We start from the raw sequence: 19999 nt of genomic DNA, 5'->3' as shown, positions 1-19999 counted from the left end.
CCCCGCCCCTATTTCTGCAGGACGTAGGTGCCCGGCGCGGGCCCCAGCGGCGGATAGCGGGCCTCGCTTGCGCCCATTGGCGGCGGCGTCGTCGGCGCACCGGACCGCGCGTGCAGCCAGTCGGCCCATTCGGGCCACCATGAGCCTTCGATGGGCTCATGGCGGGCCAGCCAGGTGTCTGGATCCATGTAAAGCGCGCCCGGTTCCCGGTGTCCGACGCGGTAGTGGCGGCGCGGGTGGCCCGGTTCGGACACGATGCCGCCGTTGTGACCGCTGCTGGTGAGCACGAAGCGCATGTCGGTATCGGTGAACAGCTTCGTCTTGTAGACCGAGCGCCACGGCGCGATGTGGTCCGTTTCCGTGCCCACGACGAACATCGGCGCCGAGATGTCCCTGAGCGCGATCACGCGCCCTTCCACGGCGAACCGCCCGGCGGTCAGGCGGTTTTCCAGGAAGAGACCCCGCAGGTATTCCGAGTGCATCCGCGCGGGCATGCGGGTCGCGTCGGCATTCCAAACGCCCATGTCGGTCGGCATGTCCTCTTCGCCCAGAAGGTAACGGCGCACCGCGCGCGACCAGATCAGGTCTTCGGCGCGCAGCGCGCGGAATGCACCGGCCATCTGTTCCTGCTCGAGGAAGCCCTGGTCCCACATCATGTCCTCGAGGAAGGCGACCTGGCTTTCATCGACAAAGAGAAGCAGCTCACCGGCTTCGGCGAAATCGGTTTGCGCGGCCAGAAAGGTGATCGAGGCGAGCCGGTCGTCGCCATCGCGCGCCATGGTCGCCGCGGCGATGGACAGGATCGTGCCGCCCAGGCAATAGCCGCAGGCGTGCACGCGCTGGTCGGGTACGATGGTCCGCACGGCATCAAGCGCGGCCATGACCCCGCGCTTGCGGTAATCCTCCAGCGACAACTCGGATTGATCAGCCGTCGGGTTGCACCAGGAGATCGCGAACACGGTGTAGCCCTGGCCGACAAGCCAGTTGATCAGCGAGTTGTGCGGGCTCAGATCGAGAATGTAGTATTTCATGATCCACGCCGGCACGATCAGCACGGGTTCGGGGTGCACGGCATCGGTTTGCGGGCTGTACTGGATCAGCTCCATGATGTCGTTGCGATAAACGACTTCGCCCGGGGTGCAGGCCAGGTCGGTGCCCACCTCGTAGCCCTCTGGCTCGGGCGCGGGCACCTGCGCGGCATCCTTGACGAAATCGCGCAACGCGTTGGTGCCCCCGCGCATGAGGTTGCGCCCGTTCGACCGCACGGTTTCGCGAAGGATCTCGGGATTGGTCACCGGGAAATTGGAGGGTGAGACCGTGTCCAGAAGCTGGCGCAGCATGAAGCGCGTCCGCTCGGCGTTCTTGGGGTCCATCCCGCGCAGCTCGGTGGCCGCGTGGTCCCACCAGTCCTGCGCGGCGAGGAAACCCTGTTGCCACAGGCTGAACGGCGGCTTGGCCCAATCCGGATCGGTGAAGCGGTGGTCATGGCTCCGCGGCGCGAAGGGGGGCTTGCCCGCCTCCTGTTGGCCCGGGATCATGCTTTCCATCGCGTGCGCCCACAGCTTGTGCGTGTTCGACGCCGCGCGTTCGGCCAGTTCCAGTTGCCGGCCCGGCGCGCGCGACAGGTGGATCGCCCAATCGGTCCAGGCCTTGGCGGTGGCATAGGGCGACACGCCGGCGGTGAAATGTGCCAACGCCCCGCGCAGGGCACGGTCCAGGTTCTGGTAAGGGTGATCGGGTGTCGCCTCGGTTGGGCCCGCCGGCGTGGCGTTCGTGCTGTGGCCGTCGGCGGCCGCGGTTCTGGTGTCTGGGTCGTGCTTGTTCATCGTCGCCTCTTTGGGGCGCGGGTCTTTCCACGCGGTTCCACCATTTCATCTGGCCACTGTGACAGCAATGTTAAGACCCGGACCCAATGCGAAAGGGCCGCATCCGGCGGGATGCGGCCCTTTGTCTCGACATGCGTGCGCGGGTTCAGCCCTGGCGGGCCTTGAAGCGGCGATGGGTCTTGTTGATCACGTAGACGCGGCCTTTGCGGCGCACGACCCGGCATTCGCGGTGCCGGTTCTTCAGCGAACGGAGCGAGTTCTTGACCTTCATCGGTCTCTCCTCATTTGTCGCGGCGCGGGCCAGCGCCAGGGTTGCGGGTGCCGCCGTGGTCCGGAGGCGATGAATGCGTGGTGGGCGGTACTGGGATTGAACCAGTGACCCCTTCGATGTCAACGAAGTGCTCTACCGCTGAGCTAACCGCCCTGACCCCGGCACGCCCCGGCCCGAAAAACAAACAGCATCCGGGTGCGCGGGTCGCGCCAGTCCGCGCGTCTATAAAAGGAGTCGCCGGGGGGATCAAGGCTTTTGGATCGCGAAAATTTCGGTCTATGATGCCGCGTGACAGGAGACAGCAAAGACCCATGCCGACACGCGCCTACGAACTCATCGCGCCACAGACCCGGACGACCAGCGTGGTTTTCGCCTCGCCGCACAGCGGCCGGGATTACCCGGAGTCCTTCCTGCGGCGCATCGGCCTGACCCGGCAGGCCGTGCGCAGTTCCGAGGATGCCTATGTCGACCGGTTGATCGAGGCCGCCCCGCTGGCGGGCGCGAGCCTGCTGAACGCCTGCGCGCCGCGGGCGTTCATCGATTTCAACCGCGGCGCCGATGAACTGGACCCCGCCCTGATCGACGGCGTGCGCAAGATCGGGCACAACCCGCGCGTGGCCGCCGGGCTGGGCGTGGTGCCGCGGGTGGTGGCCAACGGGCAGGCGATCTACCGGGGCAAGATCTCGAAGGCCGAGGCGCAGCGGCGCATCGACCGGTACTGGCACCCCTACCACGCCACCCTGCGCGCCGAGCTTGATGCCGCGCATGCCGCTTTCGGGCAGGCAATCCTGGTCGATTTCCATTCCATGCCGCACGAGGCGATGGATTCAGTGGCCAAGAGCGGGGGACGCCGGCCCGACGTCGTCCTCGGCGATCGCTTCGGGGCTGCGGCGGACGCGGCTGTGGTCGACGGGATAGACGCGGCGTTTGCCTCTGCCGGGCTCAAGGTTGCGCGCAACACGCTGTTCGCGGGGGCCTATATCACCCAGACCTACGGCCGCCCCTGTGGCAACCGTCATGCCGTCCAGGTCGAGATCGACCGCAGCCTTTACCTCGATGAGCGCAATGTCGCGCCCGGCAGGAATTTCGCCGCGTTCCGCGCGCTGCTGGAAGGGGTGGTCGCCGAGATAGCCGCGATCGGGCGCCCGGCCTCGCTTCCGCTGGCGGCGGAATAGGTGGCGCGACCGGTGCGGCTCAGCGCAATGCCCTCCCCTTGAGGATCGCGTCGCCGCCGAACCGCTTGCGGATCCGGTCGGTCGCCCGTTCCGCTGCCCGTCGCCGCCCGGCTTGCGGATCAAGCAGATCGGCGGATCGGTCGGCATCATCGGCCGCGACGATCTCGGACAGCCCGACCCCAAGCAGCCGGAACGGCCCCTGACGCACGGCCTGGTCCATCAGCCCGCGTGCCGCACGGTAGATCGTGTCTGCCATCTGCGTCGGCTCGCGGAGTGACTGCCGGCGGGTCAGCAGGCCGTGGTCGGCGCGCTTGAGCTTCAGCATGACGACCCGGCCCGCGCGGTCCTTGGCCTTTGCCCGGTCCGACACCTTTTCGGCCATGCGCCAGAGGTGCCCGTCCAGCACCTCAGCGTTGCCGGTGTCCTCGGCAAAGGTCGTTTCGTTGGAAATCGATTTCACGGGATGGTGGGCCGAAACCCGGCGCGTGTCCTGACCGCGCGCGAGATGCCACAGCCGATCGCCCATGGACCCGAAGCGCGCGGTCAGGTCCCGGTGGTCCCATCGCAGAAGGTCGGCGAAAGTGCGGATGCCCGCCGATTCGAGCGCGGCCTGTCCCGCGTCGCCCACGCCCCAGATCATGCGCACCGGGCGATCGCGCAGGAAGTCGGCCGTTTCTCCCCGCCCGATCACCGAAAAGCCCTGCGGCTTGTCGAGATCCGAGGCGACCTTGGCCAGGAACTTGTTGTGCGAAAGCCCGATGGAGCCAGCAAGCCCCAGTTCATCCTCCATGCGCCGCACCAGCCCGGCCAGCATCACGGCTGGCGGCGCACCGTGCAGGCGGGCCGTGCCGCCGAGGTCGAGAAACGCCTCGTCCAGCGACAGCGGCTCGACCGCGGGTGTCAGTTCCTCCATCATCGCGCGGATCAGGCGCGAGACCTCGGCGTAAAGCTCCATGCGCGGCCGGATGACCACCGCGTCGGGGCACAGCTTGAGGGCCTTGAACATCGGCATTGCCGAATGGACGCCGCGGATCCGCGCGACGTAGCAGGCGGTCGAAACCACCCCGCGCCGCCCGCCGCCAATGATGACAGGCTTGTCGGCCAGGTCGGGGTTGTCGCGCTTCTCGACGCTCGCGTAGAAGGCGTCGCAGTCCATATGCGCAATGGTAAGCTCGAAAAGCTCGGGATGCGCCAGGATGCGCGGGCTTCCGCAGCTTGTGCAGCGCGGTTCGGCGTCAAGCCGGGTCAGGCAGTCTCGGCAGAGGGCGGGCATGGCATGGCCGGTGATTGGTCCAGATGATGGAATCATAATCGCCTTCGGTGCAAGTTGCATCCCGCGGGCGCCCGGCAAACGGAGACCGGCAGGGATGTCACGGGACACGGCACAGGATTTCGCGGGCGCCAAGCTCGCCCTGTTTCTTGGCGACGCGCTTCTCGTGATCCGGCGTGACCTGCGTGACGACATTCCCTGGCCGGGTCATCTTGATCTGCCCGGAGGCGGGCGCGAGGGGGACGAAACCCCCGAGCAATGCGCGTTGCGCGAAACGCGGGAAGAGGTGGGCCTTGTCGTGCCGCCCGCCGATCTGGTCTGGACGCGCAGCTACCGGCGGCCGCATGGGCGGGTGTGGTTCTTCGTGGCGCATCAGCCGCGCGGCCTGGCCGGCGCGATCCGGTTCGGCGACGAAGGGCAGGGTTGGCAGCTGATGCCGCCGCAAGCCTTCGTGGATCACCCCCGCGCCGTCCCGCACTTCCAGGTGCAACTTGCCGAATACCTCGCGGGCGACGCCCGATCGGCATCCGGCTGAGGTTTCATTCCGCCGCGCGGTCGGTCGCCCCCGTGACCCGCCGCACGCCCTCGACCATGCCTGCCAGCGCCTTGCCCTTCACCAGCCACGAGATGGAGAACGCCAGAAGGCCGACCGTCTCGGCCCAGAACACCGCCCGCGCGCGCGTCAGCGCGGCCGACAGCCCGTCCGGCCCGAACGTGTGAACCGCGGCGATGGCCACCAGCGCCGCCGTGCTTGCGGCCAGCACCAGCCCGCAGGTGCGGTAGATGCGGTTTTCGGCGACCCGGCGGGCGGCAATCGTCCCGGTCAACCGCGTGCGCTGGAAATTGTCGAGGCAGAAAACGGTAAGCGCGAGGAAGAACAGCAGCGCCGAAAGGTTGTGCAGACTGGCCGACAGCCCTGCGCCGAGCCAGTCCAGCATCAAGGGCTCGGGCGCAAGCGCGATCTCCGACCGGGTGGGAAACACGGCCACGCCCAGCGCGCCGGCCGCCGCGGCGAAGGACAGGCGCCGGTCGGTCAGCCGGGCCTCGCGCGGGTGTCGTTGAATGCGCGCAGCCTCGGGGCGGTAGCCCTTGTAGCTGAACAGGAACACTGCAATGGCGCCGATCGTGGCGACCAGCGCCTCGCGCACGGGGGTGTAGTAGAATTCCGAGATCGAGGGCATGAAGGCGACCGGTCCGGTTGCGGCAAAGGCCAGCAGCATCGCGGGCAGGGCGAAACCCAGCAGCCCGACGGCGCGGCGCACGGCGAGGTAGGAGGCGACAAGCTGGTTGCGGTCGGCTTCGCGGATGTTGTCGGCCGGCTCGGCGGTAGGGGCGGTTTGATCGGGTTGCGGCATGGCTCACCTTGCAAAGGGCCGGGCTTGTCCAGATTGCCCCGGCCGGCGCAGGCGGACAAGAGCCGCGCGTCAGGGCAGGCTGGCGAGAATGTCGCGCGCTGCCAGCCTCGGATCCGGTGCCGCCCAGATGGGCCGACCCACGACAATGTGGTCGGCCCCGTCGCGGATCGCCTGTGCGGGGGTGGCGACCCGTTTCTGGTCGCCCTTGTCGGCGCCCTCGGGGCGGACGCCGGGTGTGACGATCAGCCGGCCCTCGGCCTCGGGCAGCAGGCGGATCATCGCTGCTTCCTGCGGCGAGGCGATGACACCGTGCGCGCCGGCCTCGAAGGCGCGCTGGGCGCGCTCGCGCACCAGCTCCGGCATGTCGCCCGGCTTGATCAGCCCCGCATCGAGGTCGGCGCGGTCCAGCGATGTCAGGATGGTGACCGCGAGGATCTTCGTGTTTCCCGCGGCGGCCCCTTCGCGCGCGGCGCGCACGACGTGCGGGTCGCCGTGCACGGTCAGGAAATCCATATCGAACTGCGCCAGACCGCGCACCGCTTTTTCCACCGTCGCGCCGATATCGAACAGCTTGAGGTCGAGGAACACGCGTTTGCCGTGCTCGTCCTTGAGCTCGCTTGCCAGGGCAAGACCGCCGCCGGTGAGCATCCCCAGCCCGACCTTGTAGAAACTTACCGCGTCGCCCAGCGTTTCGGCCAGCTGGAGCCCTTCGAGCGCGTTGGGCAGGTCCAGCGCGACGATCAGGCGGTCATCGGCAGGCATGGCGTATCCTCCATCGGGGCTAGGCACGGCGTGTTGTTGCCCCCTGCGCCGCGCGCGTCAAGCGCTTTGGGTCATCGACCGCAGGCTGCCCGGGCGAAGCCGAAGCGGGTGTGCCTGCCGGCGATGCTCGGGCATCCCTTTCAGTTGCCGCAGGGCGTCGGCGGCGAGCCCGCGGGCAACCCGCGGTGCATCGGCCGCCGCCCGTGCCTGCAGACATACGGTGGGTCCGTCGGTTTCCAGGATGACCACCGCGGTGTGCACCCCGGCACTTGCCACGAAGCGGCGGTCCTTCAGCGTCACGGATTCGATCTGCATGGGTCGGCTCCTTTCGCCGCACAGAATGCCGGAAAAGGCTTTCCGCAAGGTCAATGCGTACGGCTCCATCGGCCGAACCGGGGCAGGCCGCGATTTCCCTTTCGCTGGCTTGAACCCCGCTCGGCGGCTGCCCATCTAACTGTCGAGGTTCCCGATCGCATGCGCCTCGAAGAGGGCAGGCACCCGGGTGAACGCTTGTAGAAAGGAGACAGGGATGAACTTCGAAAAGTTCACGGAACGGTCGCGCGGCTTCGTCCAGGCGGCGCAGACCATCGCGATGCGCGAAAGCCATCAGAAACTGGCGCCCGAGCATCTGCTCAAGGCGCTGATGGACGATGAGGAAGGGCTGGCCAGCAACCTTATCCGCCGGGCGGGCGGCGCGCCGGAGCGCGTGGTCGAGGCGCTGGAAGGCGCGCTGAAGAAAATCCCGCAGGTCACCGGCGACGCCGGCCAGACCTACATGGACCAGCAGACCGGCAAGGTGTTGTCCGAGGCCGAGAAACTGGCTGACAAGGCCGGCGACAGCTACGTGCCCGTCGAGCGGATCCTGACGGCGCTGGCGATGGTGAAAAGCCCCGCCAAGGAGGCGCTGGAGGCCGGTGCGGTGTCCGCGCAGAGCCTCAACGAGGCGATCAACGACCTGCGCCAGGGTCGCAAGGCGGACACGGCGAACGCCGAGGAGAGCTACGAGGCGCTCGAGAAATACGCGCACGACCTGACCAAGGCCGCCGAGGAAGGCAAGATCGATCCGATCATCGGCCGCGACGACGAGATCCGCCGCGCGATGCAGGTGCTCAGCCGCCGCACCAAGAACAACCCCGTGCTGATCGGCGAGCCGGGCGTCGGCAAGACCGCGATCGCGGAGGGCCTCGCGCTGCGCATCATCAACGGTGACGTGCCCGAGAGCCTGCAGAACAAGCGGCTTCTGGCGCTCGACATGGGCGCGCTGATCGCCGGCGCGAAATACCGCGGCGAGTTCGAGGAGCGGCTCAAGGGCGTTCTCAACGAGATCACAGCCGCCGCCGGCGAGATCATCCTGTTCATCGACGAGATGCACACGCTCGTGGGCGCGGGCAAGACCGAGGGCGCGATGGACGCCGCCAACCTCATCAAGCCGGCGCTGGCCCGCGGTGAGCTTCACTGCATCGGTGCGACCACGCTCGACGAATACCGCAAGCACGTCGAGAAGGACGCGGCCCTCGCCCGGCGGTTCCAGCCGCTCACCGTCGAGGAACCGACCGTCGAGGATACCGTATCGATCCTGCGCGGGCTGAAGGAAAAATACGAGCTGCACCACGGCGTGCGCATCTCCGACAGCGCGCTGGTTTCGGCGGCGACGCTGAGCCACCGTTACATCACCGATCGCTTCCTGCCCGACAAGGCGATCGACCTTGTCGACGAGGCTGCCTCGCGCCTGCGCATGGAGGTGGACAGCAAGCCGGAAGAGCTCGACGCGCTGGACCGCGACATCCTGCAAAAGCAGATCGAGGCCGAGGCGCTGCGCAAGGAGGACGACCAGGCCAGCAAGGACCGGCTCGCCAAGCTCGAGAAGGAGCTTGCCGACCTCCAGGAGAAATCCGACGAGATGACCGCGCAATGGCAGGCCGAGCGCGACAAGCTGAACAGCGCGCGCGAGCTGAAGGAGCAGCTGGACAAGGCCCGGATCGAGCTGGATCACGCCAAGCGCGAAGGCAACCTGACCCGTGCCGGCGAACTCAGCTATGGCGTGATCCCCGATCTGGAAAAGAAGCTGGCCGAGGCCGAACAGCAGGAAGAACACGGCATGATGGTCGAGGAGGCCGTCCGCCCCGAGCAGGTCGCGCAGGTGGTCGAACGCTGGACGGGCATTCCGACGGCGAAAATGCTCGAAGGCGAGCGCGAGAAGCTTCTGGGCATGGAAGACAAGCTGCACGCCCGCGTCGTCGGGCAGGATCGTGCCGTCAAGGCCGTGGCGAACGCGGTGCGCCGGGCACGCGCCGGGCTCAACGACGAGAACCGGCCCCTTGGCAGTTTCCTGTTCCTCGGCCCCACGGGCGTGGGCAAGACCGAGCTGACCAAGGCAGTGGCCGAGTTCCTGTTCGATGACGATCAGGCGATGGTCCGTATCGACATGTCGGAATTCATGGAAAAGCACTCGGTCGCGCGTCTGATCGGGGCGCCGCCGGGCTACGTCGGTTATGACGAGGGCGGCGTTCTGACGGAAGCAGTCCGGCGCCGGCCCTACCAGGTCGTGCTGTTCGACGAGGTGGAGAAAGCCCACCAGGACGTGTTCAACGTTCTGCTGCAGGTGCTCGACGACGGCGTGCTGACCGATGGGCACGGGCGCACGGTGGACTTCAAGCAGACGATCATCGTGCTGACCTCGAACCTCGGGTCGCAGGCGCTGTCGCAACTGCCCGAAGGGGCCGATGCTTCGGATGCCAAGCGCGAGGTGATGGAGGCGGTGCGCGCGCACTTCCGCCCCGAGTTCCTGAACCGGCTCGACGAGACGATCATCTTCGACCGGCTGGGCCGCGAGGACATGACCGGCATCGTGGATGTCCAGCTGCAGCGGCTGGAGAAACGCCTGGCGCGCCGCGACATCACGCTGACGCTGGACGACGAGGCGAAGAAATGGCTGGCCGACGAAGGCTACGACCCGGTGTTCGGCGCCCGCCCGCTCAAGCGGGTGATCCAGCGGGCGCTGCAGGACCCGCTGGCCGAAATGATCCTGGCCGGCGACGTCAAGGACGGAGATACCGTGCCGGTCACCACCGGTCCGAACGGGCTGATGATCGGCGAACGGGTGAGCGACTCCAACCGGCAGCCACCGGAGGATGCCGTCGTGCACTGATCCACGTGCGAGACAACGAAGAAGGCCCTGCCGGCACCCGCCAGCGGGGCCTTTTTCTGCGCAAGCCTCGCTGCCGGCATTGCCTTGGCCCGAACCGGACAATCGTGCGTATTGGAAACATCTGTTGCGCCGATGGGTGCACAGACCGTATAATCCCGCAAAATCGCGGCCCCGGCCGCCAAGAACGTGCAGGCACAACGGCATGGCAGAGCAGGCAAAACCCGAAACGCCGGTGCTGCCGCATTGGTTCGACGAGCTTCGCCCCGGCGCGGACGGTGAAGGGTTTCTCGAAAAGGACCTGCGGCACAGTTTCCTTTTCGTCAAGCGCACCGGCCGCAGGTTGCTCGTGACCTTCGACAACCTGTCCAACGTCAACGACGGCGCGCGAACACGCGAACCGTGGGCGTTCAAGTTTGCGCGCGACAACGACATCTCGCACCTGGGCGTGATGGCCCATGTCAGTGACTGGTACCGCGACGCCACCCTGATCGAACGCTTCCGTGCCTTGGCGGAGCGGGGGTTCTTCGAAGGCTACGACCGTGTGATCTTTGCCGGCGTGTCGATGGGCGGTTTCGCCGCGATCGCCTTTGCGTCGCTGGTGCCTGGCGCTCATGTCGTCGCGATCAATCCGCAAAGCACCCTCGACGAGGGGCGGGTGCCGTGGGAGACGCGCTATGCGTCGGGCCGGCGACAGGACTGGACACTGCCATTGTCGGATGCGGCCGAGGTGACGGGCGGCCTGGGCCGGGTGAATGTTTTCTACGACCCGTACCATTCGCTCGACCAGAAGCACATCGACCGGTTTTCGGGCGACAACCTGCGGATTTTCAAGTGCTGGTTCTCCAGCCACAAGACCGCGGTGTTCCTGCGCAAGATCGACGCGCTGAAGACCGTGATGGAGCGCACCGTCTTCGACGAGCTGACCGGGCCGGAGTTCTACCGCCTCTACCGCGGGCGGCGGAACCTGCCGTGGTATCGCGGAGCCGTCTCGGGGTATTTCGTCGAAACCGGGCGCGAACAGGTCGCCGCGCGATTCGATGCCGTGTTCCGCCGCAGGCTGCGAAAGCTGAAGGAACAGGCGGCCGACCCCGGCCAGCAGCCCGCACCCGACACGCCCGCGGAGGCGCAGGAGCCTTCCGCGCCGCCCGCACCGGCCGCGGCCGCGGCGCAGCAACCGGCCGCGAGGATCGTGGCGCCCGAGAACGCCGGAGGCACGGCGCCGGACCGCATCCCGCCAAGCATGAAGGGCCGGCGTGTCATCGTCACCACGATGAAGAACGAAGGCCCCTTCATGCTGGAATGGGTGGCTTACAATCGTTCCATCGGCTTCACGGATTTCCTGATCTACACAAACGACTGCGACGACGGGACCGACCGTATCGCCGAGCGCCTGCAGGAGCTGGGCCTTGGTCAGCACCGGGTGAACCCGTTCAAGCCGGGCGGCAGCCCCCAGCGCGCCGCGCTGAAAGCCGCGCAAAGCGAGCCGCTCTACCGAGAGGCCGACTGGCTGATCTGTGCCGATTGCGACGAGTTCCTCAACATCCGCACGGGCAAGGGGCGGCTGGATGACCTGTTCGCCGCCGTGGGCGATGCCGACGCGATCTCGGTGTGCTGGAAGCTTTTCGGCAACAGCGGGCACCTGGATTACACCGAGGATCTGGTAACCGCCCGCTTCGACCGCTGCACCGGCGAGCACGAGTATCCCAATTTCCGCGCGCGCGGCATGAAGACGCTGGTGCGCAACAACGACCGTTTCTGGAAACTGCGCATCCACCGTCCCGCGTTTCACCTTGACCGCGGCGACGTGAAATGGGTCGACGGCGGCGGCCAGCCGATGCCCGACGTCTATCTCGCGCAGGGGTGGAAGACGCACGCCACGTTCTCGCACGAATTCGCACGCATGCATCACTACGCGGTGCGGTCGGTCGACAGCTTCCTCGTCAAGCGGGACCGCGGCCGCACCAATCACGTCGCCGACGACCAGGGGATCGAGTACTGGTCGAACATGAATTACAACAACAGCCGCGATACCTCGATCCACGCCCGGCTGCCGGGGTTGCGACGCGAGTTGACCAAACTCTTGAAGGATCCCGAGCTGGCCCGGCTGCACGCGGCGGCCTGCGAGACGCATCGGGAAAAGATCCGCGATCTCAGGGCACGCGACGGATGGGGCGAGTTCCGCGAGCGCATCAGCCACATCAACGCGGCACCGGAGCTGGCGGAAGGCTAGGTCGGCATGGCGGGAACGTCCCCCTACGTCGTGGTGCACGGTGGCGTCCACAAGACGGCGACGAGCCACGTCCAGTCCATCCTTCAGCGCAACGCCGGACGCATGCGCAAGCGCGGGGTGCACTACATTCACCACCGCGACACGCGAAAGGATTACACCTATCCCTGTCAGCTCAACGGCTACGAGAAGCTGGGGCTGGGGTACCGCACCAAGGTGCCGGATGCGGAACTGGCCGAGCGGGCGCGCAGGTTCTTCGAAGCCGTCGGCGCCGGCCCGGACGAGCGGATCATCCTGTCGGACGAGAACATGCCGGGCCACTGCGGTCATTGCGTGGGCAGCGGGATGCTCTACCAGAGACGCGATACCCTGCTGCCGATCTTTGCCGGGCAGATCCCCTATCCAGTGCAGGAGGTGCATCTGGCATTGCGCAATTACGCCGATTTCTTTGCCGCGGCCTACGTGGAATACCTGCGCTCGGCGTCGAGCGACCGGGTCATCGGCGAGGCGCGCATGAAGCGGCGCGTTCTGTCACGGATGCCCAGTTGGCGCGGTTTCGTCGAACTGGTTCAACAGTCGTTCCCCCGCGCGCGGCTGATCCTGTGGCGGCACGAGGATTTCCGGGCACTGTCCGACAGGGTCATCGGCAACATTTGCGGCCCGGGTCTGGACGCATCGGACTTGGCATCGCCCAAGCGTACGCGGGGCCGGCCCACCGCCTCGCACCGTGCCGTGCACGAGCTTTTGACCCGGATCAACCGCGAAGGCGGCGAAGCCGCGCTGGCCCGCCGTGTCGAGATCCAGAAGGCCTATCCCCGGGGGGAAAAGTGGCCGGCATACGACCCCTGGACGCCCGAGGAACGCGCCCATCTAGCGCGGCTATACGACAGGGATGTCGCCGGGATCCGTGGCGACCTGGATGTCACTTTCCTGGAGCCCGAGAACCAGGGAGGCCCGTGTTCCGCGCATGCAGCCCCGTGAGCCCGAGAATGCCGCGGCTATACGGCCGCGACATGGCTGGCCGAGATCGACGCGATCCTGCGTTGCGTGGCCCTCGGCAGTTTCAAGGGGAATGACCGCGCGCCGCGGCCCTGTGCGCGATTGCGCGGTCACGGGATTGGCGGTATCCTGAAGCCAATGCCGAGAAGGCTACAACGACAAGCCCAAGGGGCGTGAAGGGGCAGCAGGCATGAGCAGCAAGTATCGCATCGGGATGCTCTGGGTCGAGGGCCCCCTGAGTTATGTCGAACAACTTTGCATCCAGTCGTTCCTCGATGCGGGTCACGAGGTCACCCTCTACCACTACGGCCCCGTGGAGCGTGTTCCCGAGGGGGTTCACCTCGAGCACGGCGGCGCGATCCTGCCGCGCGACAATTTCATCCAGCACAACCGCACGCAAAGCCTCGCGCTGTTTTCGGATGTGTTCCGCTACCACCTGCTCGCGAAGAGCGAGCGGACGATCTGGGCGGACACTGACGCCTATTGCATGAAGCCGTTCGAGACGCCGACGGGACATTTCTTTGGCTGGGAATCGGAAAACCACATAAACGGCGGCGTCCTTGGCCTGCCGCCCGACAGCCCCGCGCTGGCGAACCTGCTCGAGATGACGCGCGACGAATACATGATCCCGCCGTGGTACAGCGAAATGGCGCGCGCCAAGCTCGAAGCCAAGCGCGACGCAGGCACGCCGGTGCACGTGGGCGACTTGCCGTGGGGTGTGTGGGGCCCCCACGCCGTGACCCATCACCTGCACCGGACCGGCGAGCACGAACACGCTTTCCCGCGCGATGTTCTCTATCCCGTCCCCTTCGAAAAGCGCCGCCGCATGGTCAAGGCGCACCACCGCGCCGCCGCCGAGGGCTTCCTGACGGAGCGGACGGTTTCGATCCACCTTTACGGACGGCGCATTCGCGATTTCCTGGCCAGCCGGCCGGATGGTCTGCCCGAGGAGGGCGGGTTGGTCGACGCCCTGCTGAAAAAGCACCGGATCGACCCGTCGGCGGCGCCGATCCCGGCGGCGGTGGACGCGCAGGCGGCGGAGTGAGGAGACGGCAATGAAGGATGCGCAGGGCACCAGCCCGGTCGCGGGCCGCGAGACGCTGACCGACCTGGCCGACCGCTACGGTTCGGACAAGGGATCGCGCAAGCACCGCTACACCGAACTTTACCACATGCTGTTCAATCCCTTCCGGCAGAGGAAGATCACCTTCCTCGAGATGGGGTTGCTGATCGGAGGGCCTGAACACGGCGTAAGTGCGGACCGCGAAACCAGCGACCTGCCGTCGGTCCGCATGTGGCTGGAATACTTTCCAAAGGCACGGATTCACGGCCTCGATGTTTCGGATTTCTCGTGGTTCGAACATCCGCGGTTCACCTTCCACCGCTGCGACCTGGAAGAGCGTGCCCAGATCGCGGCGGCGTCGGAAGCCATCCGCCCGGCGCCCGATATCGTCATCGACGACGCGAGCCACGCCTCGCACCACCAGCAGAATGCATTTCTGGAAGTGTTCCCGCGGATGAAATCCGGCGGGCTTTACGTGATCGAGGACCTGCGCTGGCAACCCGAGAGCTATGAACAGCCCGGCATCACCAAGACGGCGCCGCTGTTTCGCAGCTTCCTCGACGACCGCCGGTTCAGCCATTCCGATCCGGCGGTGGCCGAAGCCTTCAATGCGCTCATCCCCCAGATCTCGGGCTGCATCGTGGAACCTGTCCGCTACCAGAAGAAACGGCGCGACCAGGTGGCGGTGATCCACAAGCGATAGCGCCGCCCGGCCCCCGGCACGGGGGCCAGGCGCCTGGATGTCATTGCGGCATCATGACCTTGTCGATGGCGTGGATCACGCCGTTGCTGGCCTCGATGTCGGCCTGGACGACGTTGGCATCCTCGACCGTCACGCCGTCGGTGCCGTCGATATGCACCTGTTGGCCCTGCACCGTCGCGATGCTGCCGCGCGTCCCGGCGAGCTGGGCCGAGGTCGCCTTGCCCGGCACCACATGGTAGCTCAGCACCTTGGCGAGTTCGGCCTTGTTCGCGGGCTTGAGCAGCTCCGACACCTTGCCCTCGGGCAGCTTGTCGAAGGCCGCGTTCGTCGGGGCGAACACGGTGAAAGGCCCCTCGCCCGAGAGGGTTTCGCCGAGCCCGGCCGCCTCGACAGCGGTCACGAGCGTCGAGAAGCGGTCGTCGGACGCGGCGATCGTGACGATATCGTCGGGCTGGCCGCCCGTCATCATGCCCTGCATCGACTGCATCTGGCTGCACGCGCCGAGTGCCACGAGCCCCGCGCCCGCGAGGGCCGTTATCGCCGTGCGACGATTGAACATCTTGTCCTCCTTTCCGTGCAATGCGCGGGGCGGCACCGCACGCGGGCGACGCCACCCCGAACACCGGCAATTTATTCGGGCATGATGACCGTGTCGATGACGTGGATCACGCCGTTGCTGGCCTCGACATCGGCCTGGACGACATTGGCGCCGTCCACGGTCACGCCACCCTCGGTCATGATGGTGACTTCTCCGCCTTGCACGGTCTCGGCGGTCATGCCGTCGGACAGATCGCCCGACATCACCTTGCCCGGCACGACGTGGTAGGTGAGGATCGAGGTCAGCTTGTCCTTGTTCTCGGGCTCCAGAAGGCCCTCCACGGTGCCCTTGGGCAGCGCGGCGAAGGCCGCGTCGGTGGGGGCGAAAACGGTGAACGGGCCGTCGCCCTTGAGCGTGTCCACCAGATCGGCCGCCTTCACGGCGGCGACGAGGGTGTTGAAGTCGTCTGCGGCCATCGCGGTGTCCACGATGTCGCTGCCGTGGCCGCCGGCCACCGCCGGGCCGGCCATCAGGGCCGCGGCGGTCAGTGCAAGGTAGGTTCTGCGGAACATGTCGTCCTCCTGTTCAATCATGTTTCGATGGGGCAATCCGTGCCCGCATCTGAACCCGATACGCGGCAGCTGCGCGCCCGGTTCACCCGGCAGCTGCCGGATGTCGCCCTTGACACGCGGCGGCGCGCGCCTAAGCGGGGGCGTTGCCCGTAGTCCAATCATAAAAACGTGATGACAGCGCGGACGGCCACCGCGCCCGGCGTTCCTCGGCGACGTCCTTGGTCGTGGACAGGGCCCGCAGGTCGGGGCGGCTGGCCTTGAGGATTCGCCGGAAGAACTTCTTGCGCCGGCGGGCCGGGAACGGAACGGCCATGCAGAGCTCGAACACCCGGCGGTCGCAGGCGGGGGTGATGAAAAGGCAGTGGTTCATGCTCATCAGCCCGGCCTGCGCGTAGGGCAGGGTGTTCTCGATGTAGTTGAAGTCATGCACGACGCGCGCCGCGTTCTCCGGCAGGGCGGCGATCCAGCCGCGCATGCGTGCGGCGCGGTCCTCGGCCTGTTCGGGCGTCGTGATGGCGACCGGGTCGACCCTGTCGATCTTGTGCACGCCCGGCCACCAGATGGCCGAAGCGAGTTCCAGCATGTTGCCGCGGATCAGCAGATCGTCGCGCGGGATCCAGTCCAGCGCGCCGCGGTTCAGGTGCGCGCCGACGGGCGCGACGAACCCGGCCGAGATGTTGTGGTGCAGGGCGCCGTGGCGCTGTGCCTCGGGGCTGCGCATGTCCTTCATGGGGCTGCCCTCGGGGATGACGATGCGGATCTCGCGGCCGAGGTGGTCGGCGATCCGTTCCGCGGCGATCGTGTCGAGAAACGAGGCGCGGTTCATGCCGTGGGAATAGAGCCGGGTGTTCGGGCCGAACCCGTGTTCGGCCGCTGCCAGGAGCATGCGCGAGTCGAGCCCGCCCGAGAGCGCGAACCACGCCGGCGCGTCATCGATCAGGGCGTTGCAGACCACCCCCATCCGCTCTGCCAGCGCGGCAGCCGCATCGTCGACCGACTCCACGCCGTCTGTGAAATCGCGGTCTGCGGCCGGCCAGAACCGGGTTTCTTCAAGGGTGTCGAGAGACAGGTGATGGTTCGGCGTGAGGCGCCGAACGTCGCGGTCGACGGTATCTCCGAAGCTGAAACCGCCCTGGGCCGGCAGCCGTTCGGTACCCATCGAGATCGCGCGGGGATCCGGCACGCCGCAAACGCTGGCGATATCCTAGGCCGGGTTCGGGATGATGTCGCGCACGAGCGCCAGAAGCGGGGTCGCCGCGACCGTGCCCGAGACGGGGTTGTAGACGACCGGCAGCGACCCGGCCGGGTCACCGTAGACGCGGGTGCGGCCCTGGCCGGAAATCACCACCAGGAAGCGGCCGGCGAAATCGCGGATCACCGTCTCGGCCGCTTCGAGCAATCCCGCCTCTCACGCGCGCGCGGGGGGCTTATACTGTGAGCGCAGTCGCCTGCCAGCCCCGTCGACCGCCGGCCCGGGGCAGTAGCCAACGACCGCCCCGTCCTCGTCGGTCAGGTCCGGGCAATGATGCAACCTCCATTCGCCCAGTTTCCGGGTGGTGAAGCTTTCGGGAGCGGCGCCGCCCTCGCGTGTCAGCTGGAATTGCAGCCGGAACGTCTCGGGAAAGGGCAGGGAAAGCCGCTCGCACATGCGCTCGGCCAGGGGTGATTGCCTCGGACGCGCGGAATCGGCCTCTCGGGGTGTCGTCGTGTTCATGGATCCTTTGTCTGCCCGATCTTCGATGGGCCGGTTGCCCCAGCATTCTGCAATGCCGGAACGCTGGCACCCGGGCGCCCGACCGGGCAATCTGTTTCGGGCGGCCGGCCGTGGCATCCCGACTGACGGGTTGCAGGCACGCGGTTGAGGTCGCACTCTGCCTTTGCACGACCCGCGCCGATCACCGAAGGAGAAGCCGATGGATTACGCGATGCACGCACTGCAGATCCTCGCGCTGGTTTTCGTTCTGGTGCTGGGTTTGGCGGTGATTGTGCTTTTCACGCTCTACGCGCTGGACCGCACGCAGACCGGCGATGCCATTCGCCGCAACTACCCGGTGATCGGGCGGTTCCGGCGCCTGTTCACCACCCTCGGCGAATTCTTCCGGCAATACTTCTTCGCCATGGACCGCGAGGAGATGCCGTTCAACCGCGCACAGCGCGACTGGGTGGCCCATGCGTCTGACGGGTCGGGCAACACCATCGCATTTGGCTCGACCCGCAATCTCGGCGTGACCGGCACGCCGATCTTCGTCAACGCGGCCTTCCCGCCGCTGGACGACCAGTTCGCGGCGACTGCGCCGATGCAGATCGGGCCGACGGCGGCGATTCCTTACAGCGCGAAGTCGATCTTCAACATCTCTGGCATGAGCTATGGCGCGATCTCGCGGCCGGCGGTCGAGGCGCTGAGCCGCGGTGCCGCGAAGGCGGGCATCTGGTTGAACACCGGCGAGGGCGGGCTTTCGCCCTGGCACGAAACCGGCGGCTGTGATCTGGTCTTCCAGATCGGTACCGCGAAATACGGCGTGCGCGACGCGATGGGCAATCTCGACGACGACGCGTTGCGAAGGGTATCGGACAACCCGCATGTGCGCATGTTCGAACTCAAGCTCGCGCAGGGCGCCAAGCCCGGAAAGGGCGGCATTCTGCCCGGCGAGAAGGTAACGCCCGAGATCGCCGGGATTCGGGGTATCAGCGCCGGTCAGGACAGCATGTCGCCCAACCGCCATCGCGAGATCGACGATTTCGACGATCTGCTGGACATGATCGGCCACATCCGTGCTGTCACCGGCAAACCGGTGGGATTCAAGACCGTGATCGGCTCGTCGGACGCATGGAAGCCGTTCTTCGAACTGGTGCAGGCACGCGGAGCCGAGTGCGCACCCGACTTCATCACCGTCGACGGCGGGGAAGGTGGAACCGGCGCCGCCCCGATGCCGCTGATGGACCTGGTGGGGATGCCGCTGCGCGAAGCACTGCCGCGCATGGTCGACCTGCGCGACGGCCACGGCCTGAAGGAGCGTATCCGGGTGATCGCCAGCGGCAAGCTGGTAAACCCCAGCGACGTGGCGTGGGCGATCTGCGCGGGCGCCGATTTCGTCACCTCCGCGCGCGGCTTCATGTTCTCGCTTGGATGCATCCAGGCGCTCAAGTGCAATCGCAACACGTGTCCCACAGGGGTGACGACGCACAATCCGCGCCTGCAGGCCGGGCTGGTGGTCGAGGACAAGTACCTCAAGGTGGCGCACTATGCCCGGTCGGTCATCAATGAGGTCGAGATGATCGCCCATTCAGTCGGGGTGGCAGAGCCGCGGCAGATGCGGCGGCGTCACGTGCGCATCGTGCAGGGTGATGGCACGAGCGTGCCGTTCAACCAGATCCGGCCCAGCGTGCAGCCGCCGCTTCCTCGGTGAGCTGTGGGCTCCCGGTGCCCGGCGAATCTCCGGAGGGGAGCAATCGGCCCGGCACCCCCGGGTGATTCACCCCTGATTCCGTCCTGGTGCACCGAGTCGGAGCGGACCCGGGCCCTGATTCAGGAGGATCCGGCGCGATTCCGGTGGCGAACGCCGTCACGAGCGCCACGAGGGCTGTGGATAACCCGGCGGGACGGGAATCTTGCGCGTCAACGCGGGTAACATTCTTGCGCAGCAGCCTCGCCGCAGCGCAACACCAGTTACCTAAGCCCTTATTTTTGCGCCGAAATCCGGGATTTTAAAAAAAAGATGACGTTGGCGAAAAAAAGGGGTTGCAGGGTCGGGCACCAAACCGTAAATACCCCCTCACCGGCGGCGCTGAGGCGCACAACGGAACGCCAGACAGACCAACGAAGCGACGCTTCAGCGGGACGGAAGGCAAAAAACACAGAGGCATTTGACGCAGGACGCGCCAAGAGGTACAAGGGCGCTTCTTGTAGATTTTGTCTCTACGCTCTTTGACATCGCGAGTATCTGAAGAGATATGCGGGCGGTTTGGTCTGATACGATGATCGACGACTGCATATCGACATCCTAGGGTTCGTCCCGATCATGGATGGTCAGCTTCACTGTTTGAACGGACTTCGTTTCCTCGGAAACGATGTACATCAAACAGATGACTT

At 66.7% G+C, this 19999-nt stretch carries 19 protein-coding genes and 1 tRNA gene; 8 read left to right on the top strand and 12 right to left on the bottom strand.

Features of this window, described 5'->3' with window-relative positions:
• Positions 1-8: 8 nt before the first annotated feature.
• From CEF10_RS11695 to CEF10_RS11685, 3 genes are all read right to left on the bottom strand, one after another.
• A complete protein-coding gene (locus CEF10_RS11695; RefSeq protein ID WP_101068350.1) occupies positions 9-1826 on the bottom strand; it encodes a PHA/PHB synthase family protein in 1818 nt (605 codons plus the stop codon).
• 145 nt (positions 1827-1971) lie between these two features.
• Positions 1972-2097, bottom strand: a complete 126-nt coding sequence (gene ykgO, locus CEF10_RS11690) for a type B 50S ribosomal protein L36 (protein WP_101068349.1) — start codon at positions 2095-2097, stop codon at positions 1972-1974.
• Positions 2098-2175: 78 nt separating this feature from the next.
• A tRNA-Val gene (locus tag CEF10_RS11685) sits at positions 2176-2250 on the bottom strand.
• A 158-nt stretch (positions 2251-2408) separates the two neighbouring features.
• On the opposite strand from CEF10_RS11685, the gene CEF10_RS11680 reads away from it, so the two are divergent.
• Positions 2409-3272, top strand: a complete 864-nt coding sequence (locus tag CEF10_RS11680) for an N-formylglutamate amidohydrolase (protein WP_101068348.1) — start codon at positions 2409-2411, stop codon at positions 3270-3272.
• 19 nt (positions 3273-3291) lie between these two features.
• Here the strand turns inward: CEF10_RS11680 and CEF10_RS11675 are convergent, their stop codons facing one another.
• On the bottom strand, positions 3292-4545 hold the full coding sequence (locus tag CEF10_RS11675; protein ID WP_101068347.1) for a DNA polymerase IV: 1254 nt from the start codon (positions 4543-4545) through the stop codon (positions 3292-3294).
• Between the two features lie 94 nt (positions 4546-4639).
• Between CEF10_RS11675 and CEF10_RS11670 the strand changes: the two genes are divergently transcribed.
• Positions 4640-5077 carry an NUDIX hydrolase gene (locus CEF10_RS11670; protein ID WP_101068346.1) on the top strand — a complete coding sequence of 146 codons (438 nt, stop codon included), beginning with the start codon at positions 4640-4642 and terminating at the stop codon, positions 5075-5077.
• A 4-nt stretch (positions 5078-5081) separates the two neighbouring features.
• Here CEF10_RS11670 and CEF10_RS11665 read toward each other — a convergent pair whose 3' ends face one another.
• The 3 genes from CEF10_RS11665 to CEF10_RS11655 all read right to left on the bottom strand — a co-directional run bounded on the left by CEF10_RS11665 (position 5082) and on the right by CEF10_RS11655 (position 6974).
• Positions 5082-5897 (bottom strand): hypothetical protein, encoded by an 816-nt coding sequence (locus CEF10_RS11665; protein WP_101068345.1) that lies wholly within the window; start codon positions 5895-5897, stop codon positions 5082-5084.
• 69 nt (positions 5898-5966) lie between these two features.
• Positions 5967-6659 carry an orotidine-5'-phosphate decarboxylase gene (gene pyrF / locus CEF10_RS11660; RefSeq protein WP_101068344.1) on the bottom strand — a complete coding sequence of 231 codons (693 nt, stop codon included), beginning with the start codon at positions 6657-6659 and terminating at the stop codon, positions 5967-5969.
• 57 nt (positions 6660-6716) lie between these two features.
• Positions 6717-6974: a hypothetical protein gene (locus CEF10_RS11655; protein ID WP_101068343.1), complete on the bottom strand. Its 258-nt coding sequence runs from the start codon at positions 6972-6974 to the stop codon at positions 6717-6719.
• A 214-nt stretch (positions 6975-7188) separates the two neighbouring features.
• Here CEF10_RS11655 and clpB point away from each other — a divergent pair, with 214 nt between their 5' ends.
• The 5 genes from clpB (at position 7189) to CEF10_RS11630 (ending at position 14799) form a co-directional block, all read left to right on the top strand.
• The gene (clpB, locus tag CEF10_RS11650; protein ID WP_101068342.1) at positions 7189-9807 is read left to right on the top strand and encodes an ATP-dependent chaperone ClpB; all 2619 of its coding nucleotides are present in this window, start codon (positions 7189-7191) and stop codon (positions 9805-9807) included.
• Positions 9808-10009: 202 nt separating this feature from the next.
• Positions 10010-12037: a glycosyltransferase family 2 protein gene (locus tag CEF10_RS11645; protein WP_101068341.1), complete on the top strand. Its 2028-nt coding sequence runs from the start codon at positions 10010-10012 to the stop codon at positions 12035-12037.
• 6 nt (positions 12038-12043) lie between these two features.
• The gene (locus CEF10_RS11640; RefSeq protein WP_101068340.1) at positions 12044-13015 is read left to right on the top strand and encodes a hypothetical protein; all 972 of its coding nucleotides are present in this window, start codon (positions 12044-12046) and stop codon (positions 13013-13015) included.
• 208 nt (positions 13016-13223) lie between these two features.
• Complete coding sequence (locus CEF10_RS11635) at positions 13224-14078, top strand: hypothetical protein (RefSeq protein WP_232796482.1); 855 nt, start codon at positions 13224-13226, stop codon at positions 14076-14078.
• Positions 14079-14088: 10 nt separating this feature from the next.
• Positions 14089-14799, top strand: a complete 711-nt coding sequence (locus tag CEF10_RS11630) for a class I SAM-dependent methyltransferase (RefSeq protein WP_101068339.1) — start codon at positions 14089-14091, stop codon at positions 14797-14799.
• Positions 14800-14839: 40 nt separating this feature from the next.
• On the opposite strand, the gene CEF10_RS11625 is transcribed toward CEF10_RS11630, so the two are convergent.
• The 5 genes from CEF10_RS11625 to CEF10_RS11605 all read right to left on the bottom strand — a co-directional run bounded on the left by CEF10_RS11625 (position 14840) and on the right by CEF10_RS11605 (position 17623).
• Entirely contained in the window at positions 14840-15358 is a 519-nt protein-coding gene (locus CEF10_RS11625) for a fasciclin domain-containing protein (protein WP_198586191.1), read from the bottom strand.
• A gap of 71 nt (positions 15359-15429) precedes the next feature.
• Positions 15430-15909, bottom strand: coding sequence for a fasciclin domain-containing protein (locus CEF10_RS11620; RefSeq protein WP_101068411.1), 480 nt, complete (start codon positions 15907-15909; stop codon positions 15430-15432).
• Between the two features lie 130 nt (positions 15910-16039).
• Positions 16040-17092, bottom strand: a complete 1053-nt coding sequence (locus CEF10_RS11615) for an asparagine synthase-related protein (RefSeq protein ID WP_101068338.1) — start codon at positions 17090-17092, stop codon at positions 16040-16042.
• A 21-nt stretch (positions 17093-17113) separates the two neighbouring features.
• A complete protein-coding gene (locus tag CEF10_RS11610) occupies positions 17114-17308 on the bottom strand; it encodes a hypothetical protein (protein ID WP_101068337.1) in 195 nt (64 codons plus the stop codon).
• 9 nt (positions 17309-17317) lie between these two features.
• On the bottom strand, positions 17318-17623 hold the full coding sequence (locus tag CEF10_RS11605) for a hypothetical protein (RefSeq protein ID WP_157933022.1): 306 nt from the start codon (positions 17621-17623) through the stop codon (positions 17318-17320).
• Positions 17624-17822: 199 nt separating this feature from the next.
• Here CEF10_RS11605 and CEF10_RS11600 point away from each other — a divergent pair, with 199 nt between their 5' ends.
• Positions 17823-19316 (top strand): FMN-binding glutamate synthase family protein, encoded by a 1494-nt coding sequence (locus CEF10_RS11600; protein WP_101068335.1) that lies wholly within the window; start codon positions 17823-17825, stop codon positions 19314-19316.
• Positions 19317-19999 lie beyond the last annotated feature (683 nt).

Source organism: Roseovarius salinarum, from assembly GCF_002834145.1.
Classification (GTDB): Bacteria; Pseudomonadota; Alphaproteobacteria; order Rhodobacterales; family Rhodobacteraceae; genus Roseovarius; species Roseovarius salinarum.
This window is presented reverse-complemented; position numbering and strand designations above follow the sequence as displayed.

Excerpts from the sequence above, each read along its gene's own strand:
- CEF10_RS11605 (WP_157933022.1), bottom strand. The coding sequence starts at position 17,623 with ATGAACACGACGACACCCCGAGAGGCCGATTCCGCGCGTCCGAGGCAA.
- CEF10_RS11600 (WP_101068335.1), top strand. The coding sequence starts at position 17,823 with ATGGATTACGCGATGCACGCACTGCAGATCCTCGCGCTGGTTTTCGTT.
- CEF10_RS11665 (WP_101068345.1), bottom strand. The coding sequence starts at position 5,897 with ATGCCGCAACCCGATCAAACCGCCCCTACCGCCGAGCCGGCCGACAAC.
- CEF10_RS11645 (WP_101068341.1), top strand. The coding sequence starts at position 10,010 with ATGGCAGAGCAGGCAAAACCCGAAACGCCGGTGCTGCCGCATTGGTTC.
- CEF10_RS11635 (WP_232796482.1), top strand. The coding sequence starts at position 13,224 with ATGAGCAGCAAGTATCGCATCGGGATGCTCTGGGTCGAGGGCCCCCTG.
- pyrF (WP_101068344.1), bottom strand. The coding sequence starts at position 6,659 with ATGCCTGCCGATGACCGCCTGATCGTCGCGCTGGACCTGCCCAACGCG.
- CEF10_RS11625 (WP_198586191.1), bottom strand. The coding sequence starts at position 15,358 with ATGTTCAATCGTCGCACGGCGATAACGGCCCTCGCGGGCGCGGGGCTC.
- CEF10_RS11640 (WP_101068340.1), top strand. The coding sequence starts at position 12,044 with ATGGCGGGAACGTCCCCCTACGTCGTGGTGCACGGTGGCGTCCACAAG.
- CEF10_RS11680 (WP_101068348.1), top strand. The coding sequence starts at position 2,409 with ATGCCGACACGCGCCTACGAACTCATCGCGCCACAGACCCGGACGACC.
- CEF10_RS11620 (WP_101068411.1), bottom strand. The coding sequence starts at position 15,909 with ATGTTCCGCAGAACCTACCTTGCACTGACCGCCGCGGCCCTGATGGCC.
- clpB (WP_101068342.1), top strand. The coding sequence starts at position 7,189 with ATGAACTTCGAAAAGTTCACGGAACGGTCGCGCGGCTTCGTCCAGGCG.
- CEF10_RS11675 (WP_101068347.1), bottom strand. The coding sequence starts at position 4,545 with ATGCCCGCCCTCTGCCGAGACTGCCTGACCCGGCTTGACGCCGAACCG.
- CEF10_RS11695 (WP_101068350.1), bottom strand. The coding sequence starts at position 1,826 with ATGAACAAGCACGACCCAGACACCAGAACCGCGGCCGCCGACGGCCAC.
- CEF10_RS11630 (WP_101068339.1), top strand. The coding sequence starts at position 14,089 with ATGAAGGATGCGCAGGGCACCAGCCCGGTCGCGGGCCGCGAGACGCTG.
- CEF10_RS11670 (WP_101068346.1), top strand. The coding sequence starts at position 4,640 with ATGTCACGGGACACGGCACAGGATTTCGCGGGCGCCAAGCTCGCCCTG.
- CEF10_RS11655 (WP_101068343.1), bottom strand. The coding sequence starts at position 6,974 with ATGCAGATCGAATCCGTGACGCTGAAGGACCGCCGCTTCGTGGCAAGT.
- ykgO (WP_101068349.1), bottom strand. The coding sequence starts at position 2,097 with ATGAAGGTCAAGAACTCGCTCCGTTCGCTGAAGAACCGGCACCGCGAA.